The sequence below is a fragment of the Kribbella sp. CA-253562 genome (assembly GCF_050942265.1).
GTDB lineage: Bacteria > Actinomycetota > Actinomycetes > Propionibacteriales > Kribbellaceae > Kribbella.
This window is the reverse complement of sequence record NZ_CP192049.1, coordinates 7878868-7899990: the sequence shown is the minus strand read 5'-3', so window position 1 is coordinate 7899990 and position 21123 is coordinate 7878868. Positions and strand designations below refer to the sequence as shown.

General features: G+C 70.9%; 20 protein-coding genes. 10 read left to right on the top strand and 10 right to left on the bottom strand.

Features of this window, described 5'->3' with window-relative positions:
* Window positions 1-3: 3 nt before the first annotated feature.
* The 6 genes from radA to ACQPXM_RS37555 form a co-directional block, all read right to left on the bottom strand.
* Window positions 4-1416 (bottom strand): DNA repair protein RadA, encoded by a 1413-nt coding sequence (gene radA, locus ACQPXM_RS37580; protein WP_432942750.1) that lies wholly within the window; start codon window positions 1414-1416, stop codon window positions 4-6.
* Window positions 1417-1526: 110 nt separating this feature from the next.
* On the bottom strand, window positions 1527-2825 hold the full coding sequence (locus ACQPXM_RS37575; protein WP_432942749.1) for a hypothetical protein: 1299 nt from the start codon (window positions 2823-2825) through the stop codon (window positions 1527-1529).
* A complete protein-coding gene (locus ACQPXM_RS37570) occupies window positions 2822-4597 on the bottom strand; it encodes a sugar ABC transporter permease (protein WP_432942748.1) in 1776 nt (591 codons plus the stop codon). Before ACQPXM_RS37570 ends, ACQPXM_RS37575 begins: the two co-directional genes overlap by 4 nt.
* A complete protein-coding gene (locus ACQPXM_RS37565; RefSeq protein ID WP_432942747.1) occupies window positions 4597-5841 on the bottom strand; it encodes an ABC transporter substrate-binding protein in 1245 nt (414 codons plus the stop codon). Before ACQPXM_RS37565 ends, ACQPXM_RS37570 begins: the two co-directional genes overlap by 1 nt.
* Window positions 5838-6386 (bottom strand): hypothetical protein, encoded by a 549-nt coding sequence (locus ACQPXM_RS37560; protein ID WP_432942746.1) that lies wholly within the window; start codon window positions 6384-6386, stop codon window positions 5838-5840. The genes ACQPXM_RS37565 and ACQPXM_RS37560 overlap by 4 nt, the downstream gene beginning before the upstream one ends.
* 88 nt (window positions 6387-6474) lie before the next feature.
* Window positions 6475-7170 (bottom strand): class I SAM-dependent methyltransferase, encoded by a 696-nt coding sequence (locus ACQPXM_RS37555; RefSeq protein WP_432942745.1) that lies wholly within the window; start codon window positions 7168-7170, stop codon window positions 6475-6477.
* 62 nt (window positions 7171-7232) lie between these two features.
* On the opposite strand from ACQPXM_RS37555, the gene ACQPXM_RS37550 reads away from it, so the two are divergent.
* A complete protein-coding gene (locus ACQPXM_RS37550; RefSeq protein ID WP_432942744.1) occupies window positions 7233-8099 on the top strand; it encodes a GNAT family N-acetyltransferase in 867 nt (288 codons plus the stop codon).
* Here ACQPXM_RS37550 and ACQPXM_RS37545 read toward each other — a convergent pair.
* Window positions 8070-9308, bottom strand: coding sequence for an MFS transporter (locus ACQPXM_RS37545; protein WP_432942743.1), 1239 nt, complete (start codon window positions 9306-9308; stop codon window positions 8070-8072). The genes ACQPXM_RS37550 and ACQPXM_RS37545 overlap by 30 nt on opposite strands.
* 186 nt (window positions 9309-9494) lie before the next feature.
* Here ACQPXM_RS37545 and ACQPXM_RS37540 point away from each other — a divergent pair, with 186 nt between their 5' ends.
* Together ACQPXM_RS37540 and ACQPXM_RS37535 are read left to right on the top strand one after the other, a co-directional pair.
* Entirely contained in the window at window positions 9495-10919 is a 1425-nt protein-coding gene (locus ACQPXM_RS37540; RefSeq protein WP_432942742.1) for a beta-N-acetylhexosaminidase, read from the top strand.
* A gap of 73 nt (window positions 10920-10992) precedes the next feature.
* Window positions 10993-12393: a WS/DGAT/MGAT family O-acyltransferase gene (locus ACQPXM_RS37535; RefSeq protein ID WP_432942741.1), complete on the top strand. Its 1401-nt coding sequence runs from the start codon at window positions 10993-10995 to the stop codon at window positions 12391-12393.
* Here the strand turns inward: ACQPXM_RS37535 and ACQPXM_RS37530 are convergent.
* Both ACQPXM_RS37530 and ACQPXM_RS37525 read right to left on the bottom strand, forming a co-directional pair.
* Window positions 12390-13118 (bottom strand): Type 1 glutamine amidotransferase-like domain-containing protein, encoded by a 729-nt coding sequence (locus ACQPXM_RS37530; RefSeq protein ID WP_432942740.1) that lies wholly within the window; start codon window positions 13116-13118, stop codon window positions 12390-12392. The genes ACQPXM_RS37535 and ACQPXM_RS37530 overlap by 4 nt on opposite strands.
* A complete protein-coding gene (locus tag ACQPXM_RS37525; RefSeq protein WP_432942739.1) occupies window positions 13115-13747 on the bottom strand; it encodes a VOC family protein in 633 nt (210 codons plus the stop codon). Before ACQPXM_RS37525 ends, ACQPXM_RS37530 begins: the two co-directional genes overlap by 4 nt.
* 104 nt (window positions 13748-13851) lie before the next feature.
* On the opposite strand from ACQPXM_RS37525, the gene ACQPXM_RS37520 reads away from it, so the two are divergent.
* Window positions 13852-14802: an NAD-dependent epimerase/dehydratase family protein gene (locus ACQPXM_RS37520; protein WP_432942738.1), complete on the top strand. Its 951-nt coding sequence runs from the start codon at window positions 13852-13854 to the stop codon at window positions 14800-14802.
* Here the strand turns inward: ACQPXM_RS37520 and ACQPXM_RS37515 are convergent, their stop codons facing one another.
* Window positions 14803-15543, bottom strand: a complete 741-nt coding sequence (locus ACQPXM_RS37515; protein ID WP_432942737.1) for a hypothetical protein — start codon at window positions 15541-15543, stop codon at window positions 14803-14805.
* A gap of 220 nt (window positions 15544-15763) precedes the next feature.
* Between ACQPXM_RS37515 and ACQPXM_RS37510 the strand changes: the two genes are divergently transcribed.
* The 6 genes from ACQPXM_RS37510 (at window position 15764) to ACQPXM_RS37485 (ending at window position 21027) form a co-directional block, all read left to right on the top strand.
* Entirely contained in the window at window positions 15764-16708 is a 945-nt protein-coding gene (locus ACQPXM_RS37510) for a Ppx/GppA family phosphatase (protein ID WP_432942736.1), read from the top strand.
* 20 nt (window positions 16709-16728) lie between these two features.
* On the top strand, window positions 16729-17586 hold the full coding sequence (locus ACQPXM_RS37505) for a sugar phosphate isomerase/epimerase family protein (RefSeq protein ID WP_432942735.1): 858 nt from the start codon (window positions 16729-16731) through the stop codon (window positions 17584-17586).
* A gap of 83 nt (window positions 17587-17669) precedes the next feature.
* Window positions 17670-18266, top strand: a complete 597-nt coding sequence (locus tag ACQPXM_RS37500; protein ID WP_432942734.1) for a TetR family transcriptional regulator — start codon at window positions 17670-17672, stop codon at window positions 18264-18266.
* Between the two features lie 47 nt (window positions 18267-18313).
* Window positions 18314-19036, top strand: a complete 723-nt coding sequence (locus tag ACQPXM_RS37495) for an ABC transporter ATP-binding protein (RefSeq protein ID WP_432942733.1) — start codon at window positions 18314-18316, stop codon at window positions 19034-19036.
* Window positions 19033-19770 carry an ABC transporter permease gene (locus ACQPXM_RS37490; RefSeq protein WP_432942732.1) on the top strand — a complete coding sequence of 246 codons (738 nt, stop codon included), beginning with the start codon at window positions 19033-19035 and terminating at the stop codon, window positions 19768-19770. Before ACQPXM_RS37495 ends, ACQPXM_RS37490 begins: the two co-directional genes overlap by 4 nt.
* 225 nt (window positions 19771-19995) lie before the next feature.
* On the top strand, window positions 19996-21027 hold the full coding sequence (locus tag ACQPXM_RS37485) for a DUF695 domain-containing protein (RefSeq protein ID WP_432942731.1): 1032 nt from the start codon (window positions 19996-19998) through the stop codon (window positions 21025-21027).
* The last annotated feature ends 96 nt before the right edge of the window (window positions 21028-21123 follow it).

Sequence of the window (21123 nt, the reverse complement as noted above, 5' to 3'; positions counted from 1 at the left end):
CGGTCAGAGAATCCCGGCGGCATGCATCGCGGCGCGGATGTCGCCGGCGGCGAAGACCCGCAGCCCGTACTTCGCCTGCATGTCCAGGGGTTTCAGGTCCTTGCCCCGGTTCGGCACGTCGGCGGGCACGATCGCCTTGGTGAATCCGAGCCGGGCGGCTTCGGCCAGCCGCTTCTCCAGCCCGCCGACGCGGCGCACCTCGCCGGCCAGGCCGACCTCGCCGATCGCGATCAGGCCGGGGTGGATCGGCTTGTCGGTGACCGACGACGCGACCGCGATGGCGACCGCCAGGTCGGCGACCGGCTCGGTGATCTTCACCCCGCCGACGGTCGCGACGTACACCTCGTGGTCGTGCAGTTTCACGCCCGCGCGGTTGCCCAGGACGGCGAGCACCATCGCCACCCGCGACGACTCCAGTCCGGACGTCGTACGCCGGGGCTGCGGCGCGGACGACGGGCCGACCAGCGCCTGCACCTCGGCCAGCAACGGCCGGCGGCCCTCCATCATCACCGTGACGCAGGTCCCGGCGACCGGCTCGGAGTGCTCGGAGACGAACAGCCCGGTCGGGTCGCTGACCTCGACGATGCCGGTGTCGACCATGTCGAAGCAGCCGACCTCGTCGGACGGGCCGAACCGGTTCTTGGTCGCGCGCACCATCCGGAACCCCGAGTGCCGGTCGCCGTCGAACGCGAGCACGACGTCGACCAGGTGTTCCAGCATCCGCGGTCCGGCGATCGCGCCGTCCTTGGTGACGTGGCCGACCAGCACGACCGCGATGTTGCGCTCCTTGGCCAGGCGGACCAGCGCACCGGTCACCTCGCGGACCTGGGTCACCCCACCTGGTGCGCCGTCGACCTCGGGGTGCGCCATCGTCTGCACGGAGTCGATCACCAGGAACGACGGCTCGACGGCGTCGACCTGACCGACGACCGCACCGAGATCGGTCTCGGCCGCCAGGAACAGCTCGTCGACCAGCGCGTCGGTGCGACCGGCCCGTAGCCGGACCTGCGCGGCGGACTCCTCACCGGAGACGTAGAGCGTGCGGTGCCCGTTGCGCGCGGACTGGGCCGCGACCTCGAGCAGCAGCGTCGACTTGCCGACGCCGGGCTCACCGGCCAGCAGGATCACCGCACCCGGGACGACGCCGCCGCCGAGCACGCGGTCGAGCTCGCCGATCCCGGTCGGGCGCGACTCGGCCTCGACCGCGGAGACCTGCGCGATCGGCATCGCGGGCGACGACACCGGGCCGGCGGTGATCCGCGCGGCCTTCGGCGCACCGACCTCGACGACCGTGCCCCAGGCCTGGCACTCGCCGCAGCGGCCGATCCAGCGCGCCGCCGTCCAGCCGCACTCCGTGCACTGGAACGGGGACTTGCCCGCTGCCTTCGCCTTGGTCTGCCCCGTCGCCTTCACCATGACCGACAACCTAGGCGAAGCCACCGACAAGTCCGTCCGGCGGCCCGATCACACCCGTACGCCGGCCGATCGGTGCCCGTCACTGCCGCCGGCCGATCACCCTCGCGCGCTCACCGCAACCGCCAAAGCTCGATCGTCCGCCGCAACCACCCAACCACCCCTCGCCCCCGCGGCGCGGGCTCCGGCGGCGCAGCCACACTCCGCGTCCCAGCCTCCAGGTACTGCGCCAGCAGCGGACTCTCGAACGACCGCAGTACCCCGCTCTGCTTCAGCAGCCTGCACCCACCCTCGCGATCGCCCGCAACCACCGCCGCCGACCCGAGATGCTGCAGGCACCGCCCCTGCCCCTCACGCTCGTCGATCTCCGAGTAGTGGTGCTCGGCCCGCCCCCACCACTTCACCGCCTCGTCGCGCCGCTTCAGCATCCATGCGGCGACGCCGATCAGCTCGAACGCATGCGCCTGCGCACTCCGGTCACCAGCCGCAGCGGCCCGAGCCGCAGCCGGCTTCAGCAGGTCCAGCGCGCCTTCGGCGTCCTGTTGATAGAGCTGCACGATCGCCAGGTTGATCGAGATCGCCACATCAGCCGCCAGATCCGGCCCCGGCCGACTGAGCCGCGCATCGTCCAGCCGGCTGCGTGCATGGGCGACGGCCTCGTCCCGCTCGTTGCCCGCCGGTGCGGCGTCCGCCCGAGCCAAATGAACCAGGGCCAGCTCGACCTGCCGCCGGGTGTCCAGCGCCGCCGCCGTCCGGCTGTGCCCGCGCCGCGACGGCGCGACGTTGGCCGAGATCCCGATCCTCGCGATCGCGGTGTCCAGTTCCCCCAGCAGCCGGTACGCCGTGGCGCCGCGCGCTGTCGCCAACTCCTCCAGGTCCTGCCGCCCGCACCCCTCCGCCACGGTCAGCAGGTAGTCGCTCAACTCCAGCAGGTCTTCCGGCTGGCGCTGCCGCACGTACCAGGCGTCCAGCGCGTCGCAGATCCGCGCCAGGTCGTCAGCCGCCGCAGCAACTGGCTTCTCGCTCGCCAGCACGTACCGCAGCCTCGGCTCGTTCTGCTCGAACCACTCCGCCGCGGCCAGACCGCCCGCCTCCGAGCCGAGTGCCACCAGCCACTGCTCGGCCTCTTCGGCAGCGGCGCGAAGCTCGGACGGCGTACTGGTCACGGCGGCACCGGTACGCCAGTTCCGGTACTTCCGCCGGACCACCGGGGCGTTGTAGACCGCCCAGATCACGAAGAAGACGATGGTCAGGCTCCACCCGGCCACCTTGATCCAGCCGCCGCTCTCCAGGCTCTGCGACAGTTTCTCGCTCGCCAGTCCCGACAGCAGACCGGCCGCGATCGCGCTGATCCCGAGGAAGTCGCCGCGCCGCCGCTCGCCCTTCGGCTTCTCCTCGTCGGGCGTGCTCACGGCCGGCTCCCGATGGTCAGTCCGCGCACCACGGTCCGCCAGAAGGTCAGCATCAGCACGGCCGGGACGACCGACGCGACCACAGCTGCCGCGGCGACCGTCCCGGCCGAGGTCGAGAACTGCCGCGCCTCGCCCCACAGCACCAGCGACAGCGGCGTCGTACCGGCTCCGCTGATCAGGAAGCCGACGATGAAGTCGTTCCACACCAGCACGAACTCCAGCACGGCAACAGCCAGCACAGCCGGCCGATAGGTCCGTTGCACCGTCGCCAGTACGGCGCTTTGCCGCGCGGGCCCTTGCAGAGCTTCGGCCACCAGCATGGGCGGAGCCGACGCGAACGCGGACCGCAGCAGCAGTACGGCGAACGGCAGGCCAGCCGACGCGTGCACCAGCCCCAGTGCGATCCGCGAGCCGCTGAGCCCGGCGGCGTCGATCGCGTCCCGCAGGGGTGCGGCGTACATCTGGACGGGCGTCACTGCCAGCACCACGAAGACCGACGTCACCACACGCCCCAGCCAGGTCGGCAGCCCACCCCATGCGACCAGGTAAGCAGTGGGGACAGCAACAACGAGCAGCACCACCGTGGCGATCGAGGAGATCAGCACAGTCGACAGCAACGCCCGCAGCAGCCCGATGCTCGCCGCAGCGTCGAACGACGACAGCCCAAGCCCGTGCAGCGACCACCAGCCACGCAGTCCGGCCTCACGCGGCGAGTGCAACGCTGTAGCGACCAGCACCACCGCCGGCAGGAACCAGAACAGGCTCACCACAAACCCGGCAGTCCACCCGATCCGCCGAACTCGCTTGCTGGGCTTGGGTCTGCGCAGCGACGAGTCAGCCGGTACGACGCTCACCGGCATCGCCCAGCGTCGCCGGCGCAACCCGCGGACACCGATCACCGCCACCGCGGCGACGATGGCGAACAGCACCACACCGAGCGCCGCCGTACGGCCGGAGTTGTCGCCGGAGGATGTCGCACGCCACCAGTTCAGGCCCAGGACATCGGCGTCGTGCTGCATCGGTCCTGGTACGACGATCAGCACCAGGTCGAACACCCGGACAGCGGCGACCACCAGCGTCAGCGTGACCACGCCGGTGATCGGCCGCAGTAGCGGCAGCTCGAGTGCGCGCCAGCGACGCAGCCCAGTGAGCCCTTCGGCAGCGATAGTGCGGCTCACGTCGTCCGGGATCGCGTCCAGTCCGGCGCGGAACAGCGACACGACGTACCCGAGCCAGGTCCAGCCGAAGGCTGACACCAGGACCAGCCAGAACAGTCCAGGTCCCAGCCACACCGGGCTGCTGCCGAAGAGCGAGGTCCACACCGCCGTCACGGTGCCGCGCTCGGGCGACGAATCGAACATCAGCCGGAACGTCGCACCGGACACCAGCACCGACACGGCGAACGGAATCACCAACGCTGGTTGGAGAAACGACGACAGACCGGGCAACCGGTAGCTGACGACGGCCAGCAGGAACCCGACGACGACCAGGGCGAGCGCGACCGCCACCCAGGCCACACTGTTCCGTACGGCGTGCAGTGCGGCCGGGTCGCCCATCACCGCGAAGTTCTCCAGCCCGAACGACCCGTCCGGCAGCCGGAACGCCGCGACCACGGTGATCGCCACCGGGATCAGCAGCAGGCTGCTCAGCAGGACCGCCGGAATCCCCAGCAGATAAGGGCCTGCCGGTCGCTGCGGCTTGCCGGGCACCGGACGGCCGGAGACCGTTCGTCCCGCGATCTCGAGCGACAAGCCGTTGCTGCTGAGGCCCATCAGCTCTCCACCTTCGCCAGCTCTTCCAGCGCGGACCGCACCGCTTCCGGTACGACGTCCTGCCCGCGGTTGCCGACGCGGACCAGCAGATCGGTCAGCACTCGCCAGAGCCCGTTGATGCCGCCCAGCTCGCCCAGCCGGTCGGACAGGTCGAACTGCAGCGAGGCACCCGGCGCCACCAGCTGCTGAGCCAACCGGTCCAGCTCGGGGGAGTAGCCGGTGGTGCGTCCGTCGACCAGGAAGCCGCCGCTCTCGATCCAGGGAGCAGGAGCTGCTGGGGTCGCGAGCCGGTGGAGCAGGTCCCACGCGTCGTCGGTCGCCGGCCGCGGCAGCACCATCACGTCACCGCCGACCACCACCGGTGCGGCCGCTCCCGCGGCGAAGGCGGGGAAGGTGAACAGCCCGACGTCGGACGGATCGGCCGCGAACGAACGGATCACCGGCTCGGCGAAGTCCGGCGCCGCCACCATCGCGGCCCGGCGGTGTCCGAAGACCTCTACAACCGCGTCCGGGAACTGCTGCGTCAGAGAGCGCTCCACACCGCCGGCCAGCGTGCCCGGCGCAGCCCAGAGCGTCGCCAGCCTCTGCAGCGCAGCAGCGAACTCCGGCACCCGCGAGGGCCGCGGATCGATCGACACCGCCAGCGTGCGGTAGGCGCCGGGCGCCGTACCGAGCAGGATGTTCTCCAGGAAGTCGGTGAGCATCCAGCCGTCACCGGCGCCCAACGCGAGCGGTCTGATGCCACTGGTCGACAGCGCCTTGTTGAGCTCGATCCACTCCTCCCACAGCGCCGGCGGTCGCACACCGGCCTTGCGGAACACCGACGGCCGGTACCAGACCGCCGACTTGTGCGCGGTCTTGAACGGCACCCCGTACGTCGAACCGTCCTGGGCCAGCAGTTCGTCCCACAGCCGCGCCCGACCGCGCTCAGCCAGATCGGCCGGCATCTTCTCCAGCTCCCCGCGGTGCAGCGGGACCAGACCGGGCTGCGGCAGCATCACCAGATCAGGCCGCCGGCCGGAGCGGGCGCCGAAGGCCGTGGAGATGTCGTCGCCGAGCGGGATCACGTCGACCGGGTAGTCGAGCTTGCCGAGTCCATCGAGCACTCGGTGGAAGGCCCGCAGCTCCGGTCCACCCCAGCTCACCGCGACCCGCACACTGCGGCTCAGCCCGAGCACGTCGGGACTGCAGCCGGACAAGGCCGCGGCAGCAGCACCTGCGAGCACCACCCGACGGCGGATCACGCGTCGAACCCCTTGGCGCGGTCAGAATCGGTGGTGATCAGCACGACCGCGATCGACCACAGCTCGGTGATGTTGTCCGGCCGCAGCAGCGAACCCCAGGTCGGCAGCCCGGGCGCGTCCTCCAGCACGATCACCGACGGGTTGGAACGCACCGCCCGGGCCAGTCCGGCCAGCCGGCGTCGCCCGGGCGTGATCTCGTGCGGATAGCGATGCAGTACGTCGTCCAGGTCGCAGTTGGTCGCGGTGAGCCGGCACTCCTTCTCCGCCGCGTCTCTGGTCACGCGGTGGGCGGCGACGTGGCCGTGCAGGATGTTGCCGAGCACTGTGAGGTGCGGCAGCAGGCCACCCTCGGCAGGGACGAGCCGGACCGGTCCGCTGGTCTCGACGACGGCGTTCGGTGGCGGCTCCTCCAGCCCGGCGATCAGGTCGGCGCACAGCCGGGCCTCGGCTCGCGTCGCGACCACCAGGGAGTGCTGCTGCCCTGCGCCGATCCTCACCTCGTCGGGGAGTCCCGGCAGCAGCCGTTGCAGCAGCAGTCCGTCCATGCCGGTGAGGCGCCTCCCAGGTCGTGGCGAATGCTCACCTTAGGGCGACCGGCGGGCCATCGCAGCGGGCCGCGTGTCGAGCGGCCGGTCAGTAGGTGCGGCTCCACAGGTTGACGGCGTAGTCGACCTCGTGACCGGCGTACGACGCGATGATCCGCTCGGCGATCTGCGGCTGGAACTCGATCCGCACCACCGCCTCGAAGTCGGCCCGGTTCTCGAACCGCCAGCCCATGTCCAGCGGCGTGCGCTGCCAGCCGCGGGACGTCCAGAACCGTTCCACCTCGGCCGGCTTGATCATCGGGTACGCCGCACTGAACCAGCGCCCGAACGTCGACCGGCTCCCGTCGTTGTCGATCACGAACGCCGTGCCGCCGTGCCGCATCACCCGGTCCAGCTCGGCCAGCCCCGGCTCGCTGCCTGGGCCGAAGAAGTAGGCCCACCGGGCGTGCATCACGTCGATCGACGCGTCCGGGATCGGCAGTTGCTGCGCCGTCCCCTGCTTGACCTCGACGTTGTCCAGCTGCCGGGTCCGGCGCCGGGCCGCGGCGGCCAGCGTGCCGTGCGGCTCGACGCCGATCACGTGCGCGGCGGTCCGCGCGAACATCGGCAGGTGGAAGCCGGTCCCGCACCCGAGGTCGAGCACGGTCGCGCCGGCCCAGTCCCGGATCGCCCGCATGGCCGGCTCGATCACGCCGTCCGGGTCGACGGCCCGGTTCTCGATCTCGTAGGTCTGCGGGTGGTGCCAGATGTTCGGGCTGGGAATCCCGCCGTCGGCGATGCTCACGGCGACCCACCCTAATCGGGTTGAGCTCGCCGGCCCGCTCTGCGAGCCTGCACGACGTGCAGATGACCGAGTACGCCGGCCGCGACGGCCTCGCCGAGATGCAGCAGCTCGTCCAGCGCACGTGGAGCCCGGCGTCCCGGCTGCACCTGGGAGACCTGGCCTGGGAGCGCAGCGCCAACGTGTCCCGCGCAGCCGGCTGGCGTACGGCGGTCTGGCGCGACGGCGAGCAGGTCGTTGCCTGGGGCTGGCTGGAGCAGCCGGGACATCTGCTGATGGCAGTCGACCCCGGGCGCCCGGAGCTCGCGGGCACAGTCGTGGACTGGTTCCGTTCAACAGCCGATGGGCCCAAGCTGGCAGCAGGTGTGCTGGAAACCGAGAAGCACCTGCTGGCCGCGCTGGAGTCGGCCCGCTTCCGGCGCCAGGACGATGCCCCGTACTTCACCCACCACTGGATCTCGCTGGACGCACTGCCCGCTCCGGTCGTGCCCGACGGACTCACCGTGCGCCACGCACGACCGGACGAGGTGGCGAAGCGAGCCGCGGTGCATCGCGCGGCCTGGTCCGACCTGGCGCCGTCCAAGCTGAGCGACGACGTGATGGCCGAGGTGATGTCGACCTGGCCGTACCGATCGGAGCTGGACTGGGTGGTGGAGAACGAGGCGGGGGAGTTCGTCGCCTCGGCACTCATCTGGCTCGACGCGCAGCATCAGGTCGGCCTGGTCGAGCCGGTGGGCGTCGCGACGGCGTACCGGCGGCGAGGGCTGGGCCAAGCGGTCAACCTGGCCGCACTGCGCGCGCTGCGCGAAGCAGGCGGTACCAGGGCTGTGGTGTGCCCGCGGGGTGACGACGGCTATCCGCAGGCGCGGGCGCTGTACCAGAGCATCGGCTTCCGGCCCGGCTCACGCACTCTGCACCTGCTGCTTGGTTAGCGCAGCGGTCAACGCGACGGGAATCAGGAGTAGCCCGCATAGCACCGCCAGCCAGTGGAAGCCGAGCGCCGCCAGTACCGGGCCGGCCGCCGTACCGGCAATGGAGGCGAAGGCGCCCATCGTCAGGTCGGACAAGCCTTGTGCCGAGGTGCGGATGTCGGTGGGCACCGCATTGGACATCAGGGTGGAGCCGGCCACCAGACAGGCCGACCAGCCGAGGCCCAGCAGCACCAAGGAGAGCGCGGTGAGGCTGTGTGCCTCGTCGGGAGCTACGGCGGCGACGGTCATCGCCATGGCGAGCACCGCCAGGCCGATGCCGATGGTGGGAATCCGGCCGAGACGGTCGGCCAGCCAGCCCATCACCGGCGAGAGGGCATACATGCCTGCCACGTGACCGCTGATCACGAAGCCGACGACGGTCAGCGAAGCGCCGTGGTGCCTCAGGTGGACCGAGGTCATCGACATCACGCCGACCATCACCGAGTGGGCGGTGGCGATGGCCAGCAGTCCAAGCCGGGCATGCGGGATGGCCATCACACGGCGCAAGGTGGTGAGCAGCGGCTGGCGTTCCACCTTCGTCCGCGGGGTCGAGAGCTGCAGACGCCGCAGGCCGAACCAGACCGTGGCCAGGCTCAGCGCGAACGCGATCACCGAGAACAGGTACGGCCCGGCGAGGGCCAGGACGCCGACCGACGTACCGACCGAGCCGCCGAGGCCGGTGAGGTTGGGGCCGACCACCACGCCGATGGTCGTCGCCCAGACCACCACCGACAGGGACCGGGCGACGTACTTGGGATCGGCGGCGTCGGTCGCGGCGTACCGGGACTGGAGGTTGGCGGCCGAGCCGCTGCCGAACAGACACCCGGCCAGCAGCAGGAGGACGAGCGAGTCGATCTGCGCGGCGACGATGCTGAGCGCCGCGCCGAGGGTAGCGATCAAGTAGCCGGTCGCCAGCGAGACGCGGCGTCCGTGGGTGCGCGCCAGACCGGCCAGCGGTACGGCGAGCACGGCCGCGCCGAGGGTGGTCGACGTGGCGACCAGTCCGGCCATCGAGGTCGAGCCGGAGATGTTCTCCGCGAGCAGGCCGGAGACCGCGAACCCGCTGGCCACCGCGACTCCGCCGACGACGTTGCTGATCACCAGGACCCGCAGGGTCGAGCGCTGGAGGCTGGCGGGGGTCACGTCCTGCGGTACGGGGTCGGCGGTCACCCGCTCAGCCTCTCACCCGGAACGCTGTCGCGGCAGAGAATTAGCAGGGCCCGTAACTGCTCGCCACTCGGTCTTGTGCGCAGTTCGGAGCGTGGACCGCACCTGTTCCGGGCCGGGGTCGCGCTTGTAGGGTCCTATTCGGCAAGGTTCTTGCCGAAGCGTTCCTCGAGACCTCTTGGAGTCCGGATGCCCGACATCGCGATCGTCCCCGCACCGCGTGAGCTCGTCGTCGACGACGGCCGCTGGATCACCGCCGACCCGGCCACCGACGCGGTCCGGACCGTCGTGGACAACCTCGGCGAGACCGAGTACCGGATCGACGTCACCGCGGACGGCGCGCGGTTGTCGGCCGGTTCGGAGGACGCGCTGCGCTGGGCGGACACGACGTACCGGCAGGTGCTGGACGCCGCCGAGCCGGCCGAGGACGGCAAGGTCTCGGTGCCGGCGGTGCGGATCTCGGACGCGCCGCGGTTCAGCTGGCGCGGCATGATGCTGGACGTCTCCCGGCACTTCATGCCCAAGGACTTCGTGCTCAAGGTCGTCGACGTGGTCGCGCTGCACCGGATGAACGTGCTGCACCTGCACCTGACCGACGACCAGGGCTGGCGGGTCGAGATCGAGGCCTACCCCAAGCTCACCGAGGTCGGCGCCTGGCGGCCGGAGTCGATGATCGGCCGGATGACGCACGAGCAGGACGAGTTCAGCTACGACGGCACGCCGCACGGCGGGTTCTACACCAAGGACGACCTGCGCGAGATCGTCGCGTACGCCGCCGAGCGCGGCATCACCGTCGTCCCGGAGATCGACCTGCCCGGCCACATGCAGGCGGCGATCGCGGCGTACCCGGAGCTCGGCAACCACCCCGACCAGCAGCTCGGCGTGCGCAAGATCTGGGGCATCAGCGACGACGTGCTGAACGTGAACGACGCGACCGTCGAGTTCGTCCGGACCGTGCTGCGCGAGGTGCTGGAGATCTTCCCCGGCCCGTACATCCACCTCGGCGGCGACGAGTGCCCGGCCGGGCAGTGGCGCGAGTCCGAGGCGGCGCAGCAGCGGCAGGCCGAGCTCGGGCTGACCGAGGCCGGGCAGCTGCAGGGCTGGTTCACCGCGCAGGTCGCGTCGGTGCTGACCGAGCAGGGCCGCCGGCTGGTCGGCTGGGACGAGATGGTGGAGACCGACTGCCCCAAGGACGCCGTGATCATGGCCTGGCGCAGCGCCCAGCGCGGCGAGATCGCCGCGAAGGCCGGTCACGACGTGGTGATGACGCCGTGCGAGTCGGTGTACTTCGACTACTACCAGGGCGACCCGGAGACCGAGCCGCTCGCGATCGGCGGCTTCATCCCGCTGGACAAGGTCTACGACTTCGAGGTCGTGCCCGCGGGCCTGACCGACGAGGAGCAGGCCCGCGTCGTCGGTGCCCAGTGCAACGTGTGGACCGAGTACATGGAGGGTCCGGAGCAGGTCGGCTACATGCTGCTGCCGCGCCTGTCCGCGTTTGCCGAACGCGCCTGGGGCTCCCCGAAGACGCCGTACGACGAGTTCGTCACCCGGCTGCGTCCGCACCTGCGGCGGATCGAGGCGCTGGGCCTGAACTACCGGCCGCTCGACTAGGGCATCGGCTCGCGGGTGGACGGACCGGGCTCCGGCGGCGACGATGGGTCGTCGGTGGAGCCCGGGAGGATCTGTGAGCGCGGTAGGGCCGCTGGATGCGATGTTCCTGCTCGGGGAGACGCGCGAGCAGGCGATGCACGTCGGTGGGTTGATGCTGTTCGAGCTGCCGGGCGCCGGACGCGATCAGGTCTTCCCTGAGAGCGGGCGGGAGTTCGTCTCGCGGTTGTACCAGGAGATGCTGGCCGTGGACGCGGTCAGTCCGGTCTTCGCGTGGCGGGTGCGCAATCGCCCGGTCGACCTGGGCTACTGGTCCTGGGAGCCGGACGACGAGATCGATCTCGAGTACCACGTGCGGTTGTCGGCGCTGGCCCGGCCGGGGCGCTACCGGGAACTCTTCGAGCTGACCTCGCGGCTGCACGGCACTCTGCTCGACCGCCGCCGGCCGCTGTGGGAACTGCACCTGATCGAGGGCGTCGAGGGGCACCGCTTCGCGATCTACACGAAGGTCCACCACGCGATGCTGGACGGCGTGAGCGCGCTGCGGCTGATGCAGCAGATGCTCACGACGGACCCGGACCGTACGGGGATGCCGGCGCCGTTCGCGTTGCCGAGCGGCGATGCGGCTCCAGGCTCATCGCTGCTTCGCCCCAGCCGGTTCGGCCCGCTCGGACGCGTGGGGCAGCTGGTGTCGGTCGTTGCCGGGCTTTCGACGGTTGGTGTGAAGAGTGCCGTGCATGCGCTGCGGGCCGAGCACTCGCCGGTCGCGTTCCAGGCGCCGCGGACGATCTTCAACCAGCCGATCACCGGTTCGCGGCGGTTCGCGGCGCAGTCCTGGCCGATGGAACGGCTGGAGAAGGTGCGCGCGTCGACCGGCGCCACCTTGAACGACGTCATGCTGGCGATGTGTGGCGGTGCGCTTCGGCGGTATCTCCAGGAGCAGAACGCCTTGCCGGACAAGGGATTGACCGCTCTGGTGCCGGTCTCGCTGCGTGGTCCCGAAGGCAACGGTCCGGGCGGCGCGAACTCGCTGGCGACGCTGATCGTCGACCTCGCGACCGACGAACGCGACCCGGGACGCCGGCTGCGCCGCATCATGGACTCGACCAGCTACGGCAAGCGCGTGCTGTCGGAACTGAGCCCGCTGCAGAATCTGATGATCGGGGCACTCGGCATCGGCTCCGCGGGCCCGGCCGCGGTCCTGCCGGGACTGGCCGGACACACGCCCCCGCCGTTCAACCTGGTGATCTCCAACATCCCCGGACCAGCCGAGAGCCCGTTGTACTGGAACCAATCGCGACTGCTCGGCATGTACCCGGCGTCGATCGTGCTCAACGGGCAGGCGCTCAACATCAGTGTCACCAGCTACGACCAGCAGCTGCACTTCGGGCTCACCGGCTGCCGGCGAACGGTCCCTCATCTGCAACGGCTGTTGGTGCACCTCGAGAACGCACTGCAGGACCTGGAGAAGCTCTAGATCAGACGCGGCACGATCTCCCGCTCACCGTCAGCGGTGACGTACCAAGCGCGAGCGTCAGGCAGCACCGACACCGCCTCGTGCAGCTCACCGTCGACATAGTGCAGCCCGACACCGTCCTCGGTCGCGTACCCCGGCGGCAACGTGCCCTCGGCAACGAATTTCCGGTACGCCGTACGCCGCGGCTGGTCGGCGAGATCGTCGTGCACACCGTTGCTCCACGGCAGCCAGCCGAGGCAGTTGTCATAGGCATCGAGTTGGTCGGTGACGGAGTCGGTGACGCCGCCGGCGTGCCAGCACAGACTGCCGGCGCTCTGCCCGGCCAGAACGACGCCGCGTTGCCGGCATTCGCGCAGGACCGCGTCGATGCCATGGGCTCGCCACAGGGCCATCAGGTTGACCACGCTCCCGCCGCCGACCCAGATCACGTCCTGGGTGAGCAGGTGCTCGGGCGGTGCGCTCGGGCGGGGGAACACCGTGAAGACCGAGGCTTCGAGGCCGGGCTCGTTGCCGAAGGCGTCGAGAAACCACTGCACCGCCGCGGGATGATCGCCCTCCGCGGTCGGCAGGAAACAGAACCGCACCGGCCGTCCCGACACCGGCGCCAGCGACACGGCGTACTCGATCAGGCGGCGGGTGCGGGACCGGTCGCCGGTGAGCACGCCGGAGACCGCGAAGAGCTGGCGGGCAGCCGGCGCGACGGCGGAGCTGCCCGGCGCGCTCACAACCTGACGATGCCGTTCGGGGTCTGGAAGACCGCGGCGTTCAGTCCCGGCTGGCCGTTCGGGCCGACCCAGGCGACGTCGAGGTCGTCGAGCAGGTGGTCGGCCGGGTGGCCGATCCACTCGGTCACCCGGGTCGGGTCACCGGCGATCTCCAGCGCGGTCAGCTTGATGCCCTTGCCGCCGACCGACGGGTGCTGGGTGAGGTCGTCCCAGTGGATGAAGAACGGCAGCTGCGGGTCCGCGATCAGGCCCTTGACGCCGATCTGCCGCCAGGTGAGGTTCACCCCGTCCGGGCGGTGCCGGTTGCCCGGAACGGCGTCGCGGCCGAGCCGCTTCTCCATCCGCTCCATGTCCCGGACCGCGACGACCCAGCCCAGCCAGCCGCCGCCGAGCTCCTTGCGGGCCCGGACCGCCTGACCGAACGGCGCCTTGTCCGAGGCCGGGTGGTCGAGCACGTCGACCACCTCGATGTAGCGGTCGTTCTCCAGCGGGAGAATGTGGTTGACGGTCCCGAACCGCGGATGCACGCCACCGTCGACGAAGCCCGCCCCCAGCAGCGCGGACAACCGCTCGACCGTGGCACGGACCCCGTCGGGGCCGGCCGCGTACGACAGATGATCCAAGCGCATGTCAGTCATTCTGTGCCCTGGCGCCGGCACTCGCCGATCCGGGGTGTCGCAACGAAGGGCACCCTTACCTGGTTGACCGGGCCGAAACAGGGCACGCTGCGACCATGCGAACAGTCGTCGTCGGAGGCACCGGACACATCGGCACCTACCTCGTCCCCGGCCTGGTCCGGGCCGGCCACCAGGTCACCGTGCTCAGCCGCGGCGCCCGTACGCCGTACCGGTCGAGCGGGGAGTGGCAGCAGGTCGAGCTGATCGAGATCGACCGGGCCGAGGAGGACGCGGCCGGCACCTTCGGGCAGCGGGTCGCCGACCTGCGTCCGGACGTCGTGGTCGACCTGATCTGCTTCACCGAGGACAGCGCCCGCCAGCTCGCCGAAGCGGTCAACGGCAAGGTCCAGCACCTGCTGCACTGCGGCACGATCTGGGTGCACGGCCCGAGCGCGAGTGTCCCGACCCGGGAGGACACGCCCCGTCACCCCTTCGGCGACTACGGCGTCGCGAAGGCCGCGATCGAGCGTTACCTGCTCGACCAGGCCCGGCGGCACGGCCTGCCCGTCACGGTGATCCACCCCGGCCACATCAGCGGGCCCGGCTGGACGCCGGTCAACCCGGCCGGCCACCTCGACCTCGCGGTCTTCGAGAAGCTTGCCCAGGGCGCCGAACTCGTGCTGCCCAACCTCGGCCTGGAGACCGTGCAGCACGTGCACGCCGCCGACGTGGCCGGGGTTTTCCTGGCCGCGATCGCAAACCGCTCGGTCGCGGTCGGGGAGAGCTTCCACGCCGTCGCCGACGGCGCGATGACGCTGCGCGGTTACGCCGAGGCGGTGGCCGCGTACTTCGGTCAGGAGCCGCGGCTGACGTTCCAGCCCTTCGAACAGTGGCGCGCGACGGTGTCCGAGCGGGACGCGGAGATCACCTACGACCACATCGCGCACAGCCCGCACTGCTCGATGGAGAAGGCGGCCCGGCTGCTCGGCTTCCGCCCGCGCTATTCGGCGCTGGACACCACGCTGGAAGCGATCGACTGGCTGGTCGCCAACGGCAAACTCAGCTGATCACTTGGACGCCGGGTGCGGCAGCAACGGCCGCGCGGCTTCCAGGTGGCGGCGGCAGTACTCCGCCAGGACGTCGTACGCCTTCGGGCCCATCAGTGTCTGCAGCTCCACCTTGCTGGACTCGAAGACCGCCTCGACGCCGATGTGCGCCTCGGTGTTGCCGGTGCAGTACCAGTCCAGGTCGTGCCCACCCGGGCCCCAGCCGCGCCGGTCGTACTCACCGATCCCGACCTCCGTGTACGACGTGCCGTCGGGCCGCTCGACGTCGCGGAACGTGCGCCGGATCGGCAGCTGCCAGCAGACGTCGGGCTTGGTCTCGACGAAGTGCACGCCCTGCTTGAGCGCGAGCCCGTGCAGCGCGCAGCCGGCGCCGCCCTCGAAACCCGGCCGGTTCAGGAAGATGCAGGCGCCCTCGAAGACCCGGGTCTTGCGGTCGCCCTCGTCGTCGGTCTCGACCCAGCCGTTCTTCTTGCCCTCCTTGCGGAACTGCCAGTCCTCCTTGCCGAGCTGCTTGACGTAGCCCTTGACCCGGTCCTCGTCCTCGGCGTCGGAGAAGTGCGCGCCGAGCGTGCAGCAGCCGTCGTTCGGGCGGCCCTTGTAGATGCCGCGGCAGCCGCCGCCGAAGATGCAGGTCCAGTTGGAGGTCAGCCAGGTCAGGTCGCACCGGAAGACCTGGTCGGGATCGTCGGGGTCGACGAACTCGACGTAGGCACGGGGGAAATCGAGAGAAACCTCAGGCACCCCAAAAGCGTACGCGCACCGACACCGATCTCCGGCATCGTCGGCCCGGCCGGGCCGACGGGTCTGCCTGCCGATCGGTAGGTCGTGGGGCCTCCCGGTCTGGACTGAGGAGTGGAGGGAGCGAAGCGACCGGAGCGACGAGGGAAGACCGGGAGTTCCAGCCCCACGACCTCGCCGAGCGGAGCGAGGCAGATTGCAGAGAGTCCAGTAGCGTGAGGGTATGCGGCTCGGCGTACTCGACGTGGGATCAAACACCGTCCATCTGCTCGTGGTGGACGCGCACCGTGGTGCCGCGCCACTGCCGGCGTACTCGCACAAGATCGAACTGCGGCTGGCCGAGCACCTGGACAAGGACGGCAACATCGACCACGCCGGAGCGGAGAACCTGGTCGCCTTCGTGCAGGAGGCGGCGCAGCTGGCCGAGGACAAGGGCTGCGAGTCCGTGCTCGCGTTCGCCACCTCCGCGCTGCGCGAGGCGCCGAACGGCGAGAAGGTGCTCGAGCGGGTCCGGACCGAGACCGACATCCACCTGCAGGTGCTCAGCGGCCAGGACGAGGCGCGGCTGACCTTCCTCGCCGTCCGCCGCTGGTTCGGCTGGTCGTCGGGCCGGCTCGCGGTGTTCGACATCGGCGGTGGTTCGCTGGAGATCGCGGCCGGGTCCGACGAGGAGCCGACGATCGCGGTGTCCGTGCCGCTGGGTGCCGGCCGGCTGACGCGGGAGGGCCTGACCACCGATCCGCCGGACAAGGACGAGGTCAGGGCGCTGCGCAAGCGGATCCGGGTCGACATGGCCGCGGTGGCCGGCGACGTACTGCGGGCCGGCCGGCCACAGCGCGCGGTCGCCACCAGCAAGACGTTCCGCTCGCTGGCCCGGATCTGCGGTGCGGCACCGTCCGACGACGGTCCGTACGTGCCGCGCTCGCTGCACCGCGACGACCTGACCGAATGGGTGCCGAAGCTGATCGCGATGACCGCGGCCGAGCGGGCCGACCTGCCCGGTGTCTCGATCGGCCGGAGCACCCAGCTGGTGGCCGGCGCGCTGGTGGCCGACGCGGTGATGGACCTGTTCGACCTGACCTCGCTCGAGGTCTGTCCGTGGGCGCTGCGCGAAGGCGTCATCCTGAACCGGCTGGACCAGCTGCGACCCCCGTCAACCCACGCCTAACTCCCCGAAGGCACCTACCGATGAGCACCCGCACGGCCGCGAAGATCGGCCTGTCCACCGCCTCCGTCTATCCCGAGTCGACCGCCAGCGCCTTCGAGCTGGCCGCGCGACTGGGGTACGACGGCGTGGAGGTGATGGTCGGCATCGACCCGCTGAGCACCCAGATCGACGCGATCAAGCGGCTGGTCGACTACCACCAGCTGCCGGTGCTCGCGATCCACGCGCCCTGCCTGCTGATCACCCAGCGGGTCTGGGGGACCGATCCGTGGGGCAAGCTCGAGCGCAGCGCCGAGGCGGCCAAGGACCTGGGCGCCGACGTGGTGGTCGTGCACCCGCCGTTCCGCTGGCAGCGCGACTACGCGCGCGGCTTCGTCGAGGGCATCGCGCGGCTGGAGCGGGAGAGCGGCGTCGTGTTCGCGGTCGAGAACATGTACCCGTGGCGGGCGCCGGGCAAGGGCCTGCAGGCGTACGCGCCGAGCTGGGACCCGACCGAGCAGAGCTACGCGCACACCACCCTCGACCTGTCCCACTCCTCGACCGCCGAGCAGGACTGCGTCGAGCTCGCGGCGACGATGGGCCGCACGCTCAAGCACATCCACCTCACCGACGGCACCGGGTCCGCGAAGGACGAGCACCTGGTGCCCGGCCGGGGGACCCAGCGCGCGGCCGATCTCCTGCAGGGCCTGGCGAACAACGACTTCCGCGGCCACATCGTGATCGAGATCAACACCCGTCGCGCCACCAGCCGCTCCGAGCGCGAGGTCGACCTGATCGAGTCCCTCGAGTTCACCCGCAAGCACTTCGTCCGCACCACCACGCCCCGCCACGCCGGCTTCGCCGTCACCCCGGACGGCGAGGTCTCGGAGCTCACTTCGTGAGTCGTACCGGCGAGGGGATCATGCGATGAGTCGTACTGACGAGGAGTTCGTTCCGTGAGTCGTACCGACGAGGAGCTCATCGCGTGAGTCGCACCGACGAGACGGCCGGCCGAGGCCGGCGCCCGGGCGGCCCCGACACCCGGGGCGAGATCCTGCGCGCCGCCCGGGAGTCCTTCGCCGGCAACGGCTTCGCCGGTACGTCGCTGCGCGGCGTCGCGCGGGCCGCGGGTGTGGACGCGGCGCTGGTGCACCACTACTTCGGCGGCAAGGACGAGTTGTTCGTCGAGGCGATGGCGTTGCCGATCGATCCGCGCCAGGTGGCGGCGACGATCGTCGGCGGGCCGCGCGACGAGCTCGGACGACGGATCGTCACCGTGTTCCTCGGGGTCTGGGAGTCCGCCGACGGGCAGCAGCGGATGAAGGCGTTGCTGCGCAGCATGGTGAGCAGCGATCAGGTGGCACAGCTGATGCGCGACGGGATGACCCGGATGATCATTGGGCCGGTCTCCGAGACGCTCGGCGTACCGGACGCCCGGCTGCGGGTCGGGCTGGTCGCCTCGCAACTGGTCGGGATCGCGCTCGTTCGCTACCTGCTCGAGCTGGACCCGGTCGCCACCACCCCGACGGCCGAGCTGATCGACCGGATCGCGCCGGCTTTGCAGCAGTATCTGACCGGCTGACCTCGCCCCCTCTTGCCATCGGTTCCCGTCCGGCCTAAATTCATCGCATGATGAAAAACGCGGTGGTGTGCCGGTCGGTGGTGGTCGTCCGCGGGGACCGTGAGGTCCTGCACGGCATCGACTGCGCGCTGGTGACCGGCTCGGTGACCGGGCTGCTCGGGCCGTCCGGCTGTGGCAAGACCACGCTGATCCGCGCGATCGTCGGCCTGCAGGCGAACGTGACCGGCGACGTCGAGGTCCTCGGCCTGCCCGCCGGATCCCCGAAGCTGCGCGGCCGGATCGGCTACGTCACCCAGGAGCCCAGCGTGTACGGCGACCTGACGGTGACCGAGAACCTGCGCTTCTTCGCCGCCGTCCTCGGCGTCCCCGCGGACGATGTCGATCGCGTGATCGACGCCGTCGACCTCGGCACCCACGCGACCGTCCGCGTCGACCAGCTCTCCGGCGGTCAACGCTCCCGCGCGTCGCTGGCCGCCGCCTTGCTCGGCAACCCCGAGCTCCTGGTGCTCGACGAACCGACCGTCGGTCTCGACCCGGTCCTGCGCCGCGACCTCTGGAACCTGTTCCACCGGCTCGCCGACGACGGCGCGACCCTGCTGGTCTCCAGTCACGTGATGGACGAAGCGAGCCGCTGCGACCGGCTGTTCCTGATGCGCGACGGCGATCTGCTCGCCGACGACACCCCCGACGCCTTGCTCGCCGCGGCCGGGACCGGCGACATCGAGCAGGCGTTCCTCACGCTGATCGACCGGAAGGCAGGTGCCCGATGACACCCCGCGTCACCTTCGCCGTCGCCGCGCGCGTACTGGCGCAGTTGCGTCGCGACCACCGCACGGTCGCGATGCTCGTCGTACTGCCGACGCTGCTGGTCAGCCTGATGTGGTGGATGTTCACCGACTCGCCGGCCACGTTCGACCGGGTCGGCGGACCGCTGCTCGCCGTCTTCCCGGCGATCATCATGTTCACCGTCACCTCGGTCGCCGTGCTGCGGGAACGCTCGACCGGAACGCTGGCGCGCCTGTTCACGATGCCGATGGCCAAGCTGGACTTCCTGCTCGGCTACGCCTTCGCCTTCGCGCTGATCGCCGTCGTGCAGGCGGCCGTCGTGGTGTCGATCGCCTTGTTCGCGCTGGGTCTCGACATCGAGGGCGCCGCCTGGCAGCTCGGGGTGGTCGCGGTCCTGGACGGCGTGCTCGGGACCGCGCTCGGCCTGTTCGCCAGCGCGTTCGCGGCCACCGAGTTCCAGGCCGTGCAGATGATGCCGGCGGTGATGATCCCGCAGATCCTGCTCTGCGGACTGCTCGTCCCGCGGGAACGCCTGCCCGGCGTACTGGAGGCGGTCAGCGATGTGCTGCCGTTGTCCTATGCGGTCGACGCGGTCGCGGGAGTTGCTGCCGGCAACGGGTTCGGCGCGGGCGCCGGGACCGACGCGCTGGTGGTCACCGCGTTCATCGTCGCCGCGCTGGCGTCGGGTGCCGCCACGCTCAAGCGGCGGACGGCCTGAGAGTTCGGCGCGCACACCGCGTCGACGTCGCGGAGCGGCGGTCGTCGGGATGCGGCCGACGCCCACCACTGATCAACCTCCGCTTCGAGCGGCGCACGCCGCCTCATGCCGCCTGGGCGACGACCGGCGGGCGACGTTGATCGGTGGTGCACGTCGGCGGCCGCAGCACACCGGGCGCCGCCGGCGTCCTGGGGTGTGCGCCGGTGGCGAGGGAAGATGAGCAGTATGCGCATCTTCAAGCGGCGGCGATCGGTGGTGGATCCGATCGTGGGGTTCTGGACCTGGTGGGAGGAGACCGGGGCCCAGCTGGTCGCTGACGCGATCGCGCGCAAGGAGCCGGGCAGCATCAGCGGGGTGCTGGCCGAGCACGTCAACGCCATCCACGGCGGCCTGGACTGGGAGCTCGGTCCGGGACTGCACGCGGAGCACACTCTGGTCGTCACCGCCGCCGGCGATCCCGCGACCCGGGCGGTCGCCAGGCGCTGGCTGCGCTCGGCGCCGCCGTCGGACCACCTCTGGGAGTACGCCGACCTGCGCCGTCCCTCGCCGGAGGTGACGATCCAGTTCGAGGGCATGCCGCCGGTCGCCTCCGACGACGCGCTGGTCACGATCGAGCCGGACGAGCGGGCGGCCGCCGTACATGTCGGGGTGCATCACCCGGTGTTCGCCCAGGTGTCCGAGGACGTCCAGCGCCGGATCACGTTCCTGCTGCTCGACCTGTCGCTCGGCGAGGAGATGACCGAGACCTGGATCGGCGCGGTCGAGACGCTGGTCGATCGGCCGGCCGAGACCCGGCCGATCAGCGAGCTGCTGCCGACCGTCGCCGCGTTCGCCGCCGCGTTCACGACCGAGGACGGCGACCCGACTTGGAGGCTGCTGGAGGGATTCGTCGACGGCCAGCGGCTGATCGCGACCACCGAGGTCCCGCTGCGCTCGATCCGCCTGCCGCACCTCGACACCCACGTCGGCGTCACCATCGGCTACCCCGCCGGCCGCGAGGACGGACTGCCCGACGCCGAGATGCTCGACCAGCTCCGCAATCTCGAGGACCACCTCACCAGCCGCCTCGGCGACTCCGGCCGGCTGCTCGCCCACGAGACCATCGCCGGTGCCCGTACCCTGCACTACTACGTCGACGGCAGCACGCCCGCCTCCGCCCAGCTCGAGGCCGCCACCACCGGCTGGCCACACGGCGAGGTGAGGCTGACCACCGCCAGAGACCCGGGCTGGCAGAACCTCAGCCACCTCGGCAGCTGATCCTTCCGGCCCTGGATCACGCGCGGCAGCGATCGCCTGGGCGAGCCGCTTGTCCGCCGCCCGGTCGTCCGCCAAGCTGAGGGCGGACCACTCGGT

Coding starts and splice junctions, on each gene's coding strand:
- radA (WP_432942750.1), bottom strand. CDS start 1,416: ATGGTGAAGGCGACGGGGCAGACCAAGGCGAAGGCAGCGGGCAAGTCC.
- ACQPXM_RS37570 (WP_432942748.1), bottom strand. CDS start 4,597: ATGGGCCTCAGCAGCAACGGCTTGTCGCTCGAGATCGCGGGACGAACG.
- ACQPXM_RS37560 (WP_432942746.1), bottom strand. CDS start 6,386: ATGGACGGACTGCTGCTGCAACGGCTGCTGCCGGGACTCCCCGACGAG.
- ACQPXM_RS37550 (WP_432942744.1), top strand. CDS start 7,233: ATGACCGAGTACGCCGGCCGCGACGGCCTCGCCGAGATGCAGCAGCTC.
- ACQPXM_RS37540 (WP_432942742.1), top strand. CDS start 9,495: ATGCCCGACATCGCGATCGTCCCCGCACCGCGTGAGCTCGTCGTCGAC.
- ACQPXM_RS37525 (WP_432942739.1), bottom strand. CDS start 13,747: ATGCGCTTGGATCATCTGTCGTACGCGGCCGGCCCCGACGGGGTCCGT.
- ACQPXM_RS37520 (WP_432942738.1), top strand. CDS start 13,852: ATGCGAACAGTCGTCGTCGGAGGCACCGGACACATCGGCACCTACCTC.
- ACQPXM_RS37510 (WP_432942736.1), top strand. CDS start 15,764: ATGCGGCTCGGCGTACTCGACGTGGGATCAAACACCGTCCATCTGCTC.
- ACQPXM_RS37505 (WP_432942735.1), top strand. CDS start 16,729: ATGAGCACCCGCACGGCCGCGAAGATCGGCCTGTCCACCGCCTCCGTC.
- ACQPXM_RS37495 (WP_432942733.1), top strand. CDS start 18,314: ATGATGAAAAACGCGGTGGTGTGCCGGTCGGTGGTGGTCGTCCGCGGG.
- ACQPXM_RS37490 (WP_432942732.1), top strand. CDS start 19,033: ATGACACCCCGCGTCACCTTCGCCGTCGCCGCGCGCGTACTGGCGCAG.
- ACQPXM_RS37485 (WP_432942731.1), top strand. CDS start 19,996: ATGCGCATCTTCAAGCGGCGGCGATCGGTGGTGGATCCGATCGTGGGG.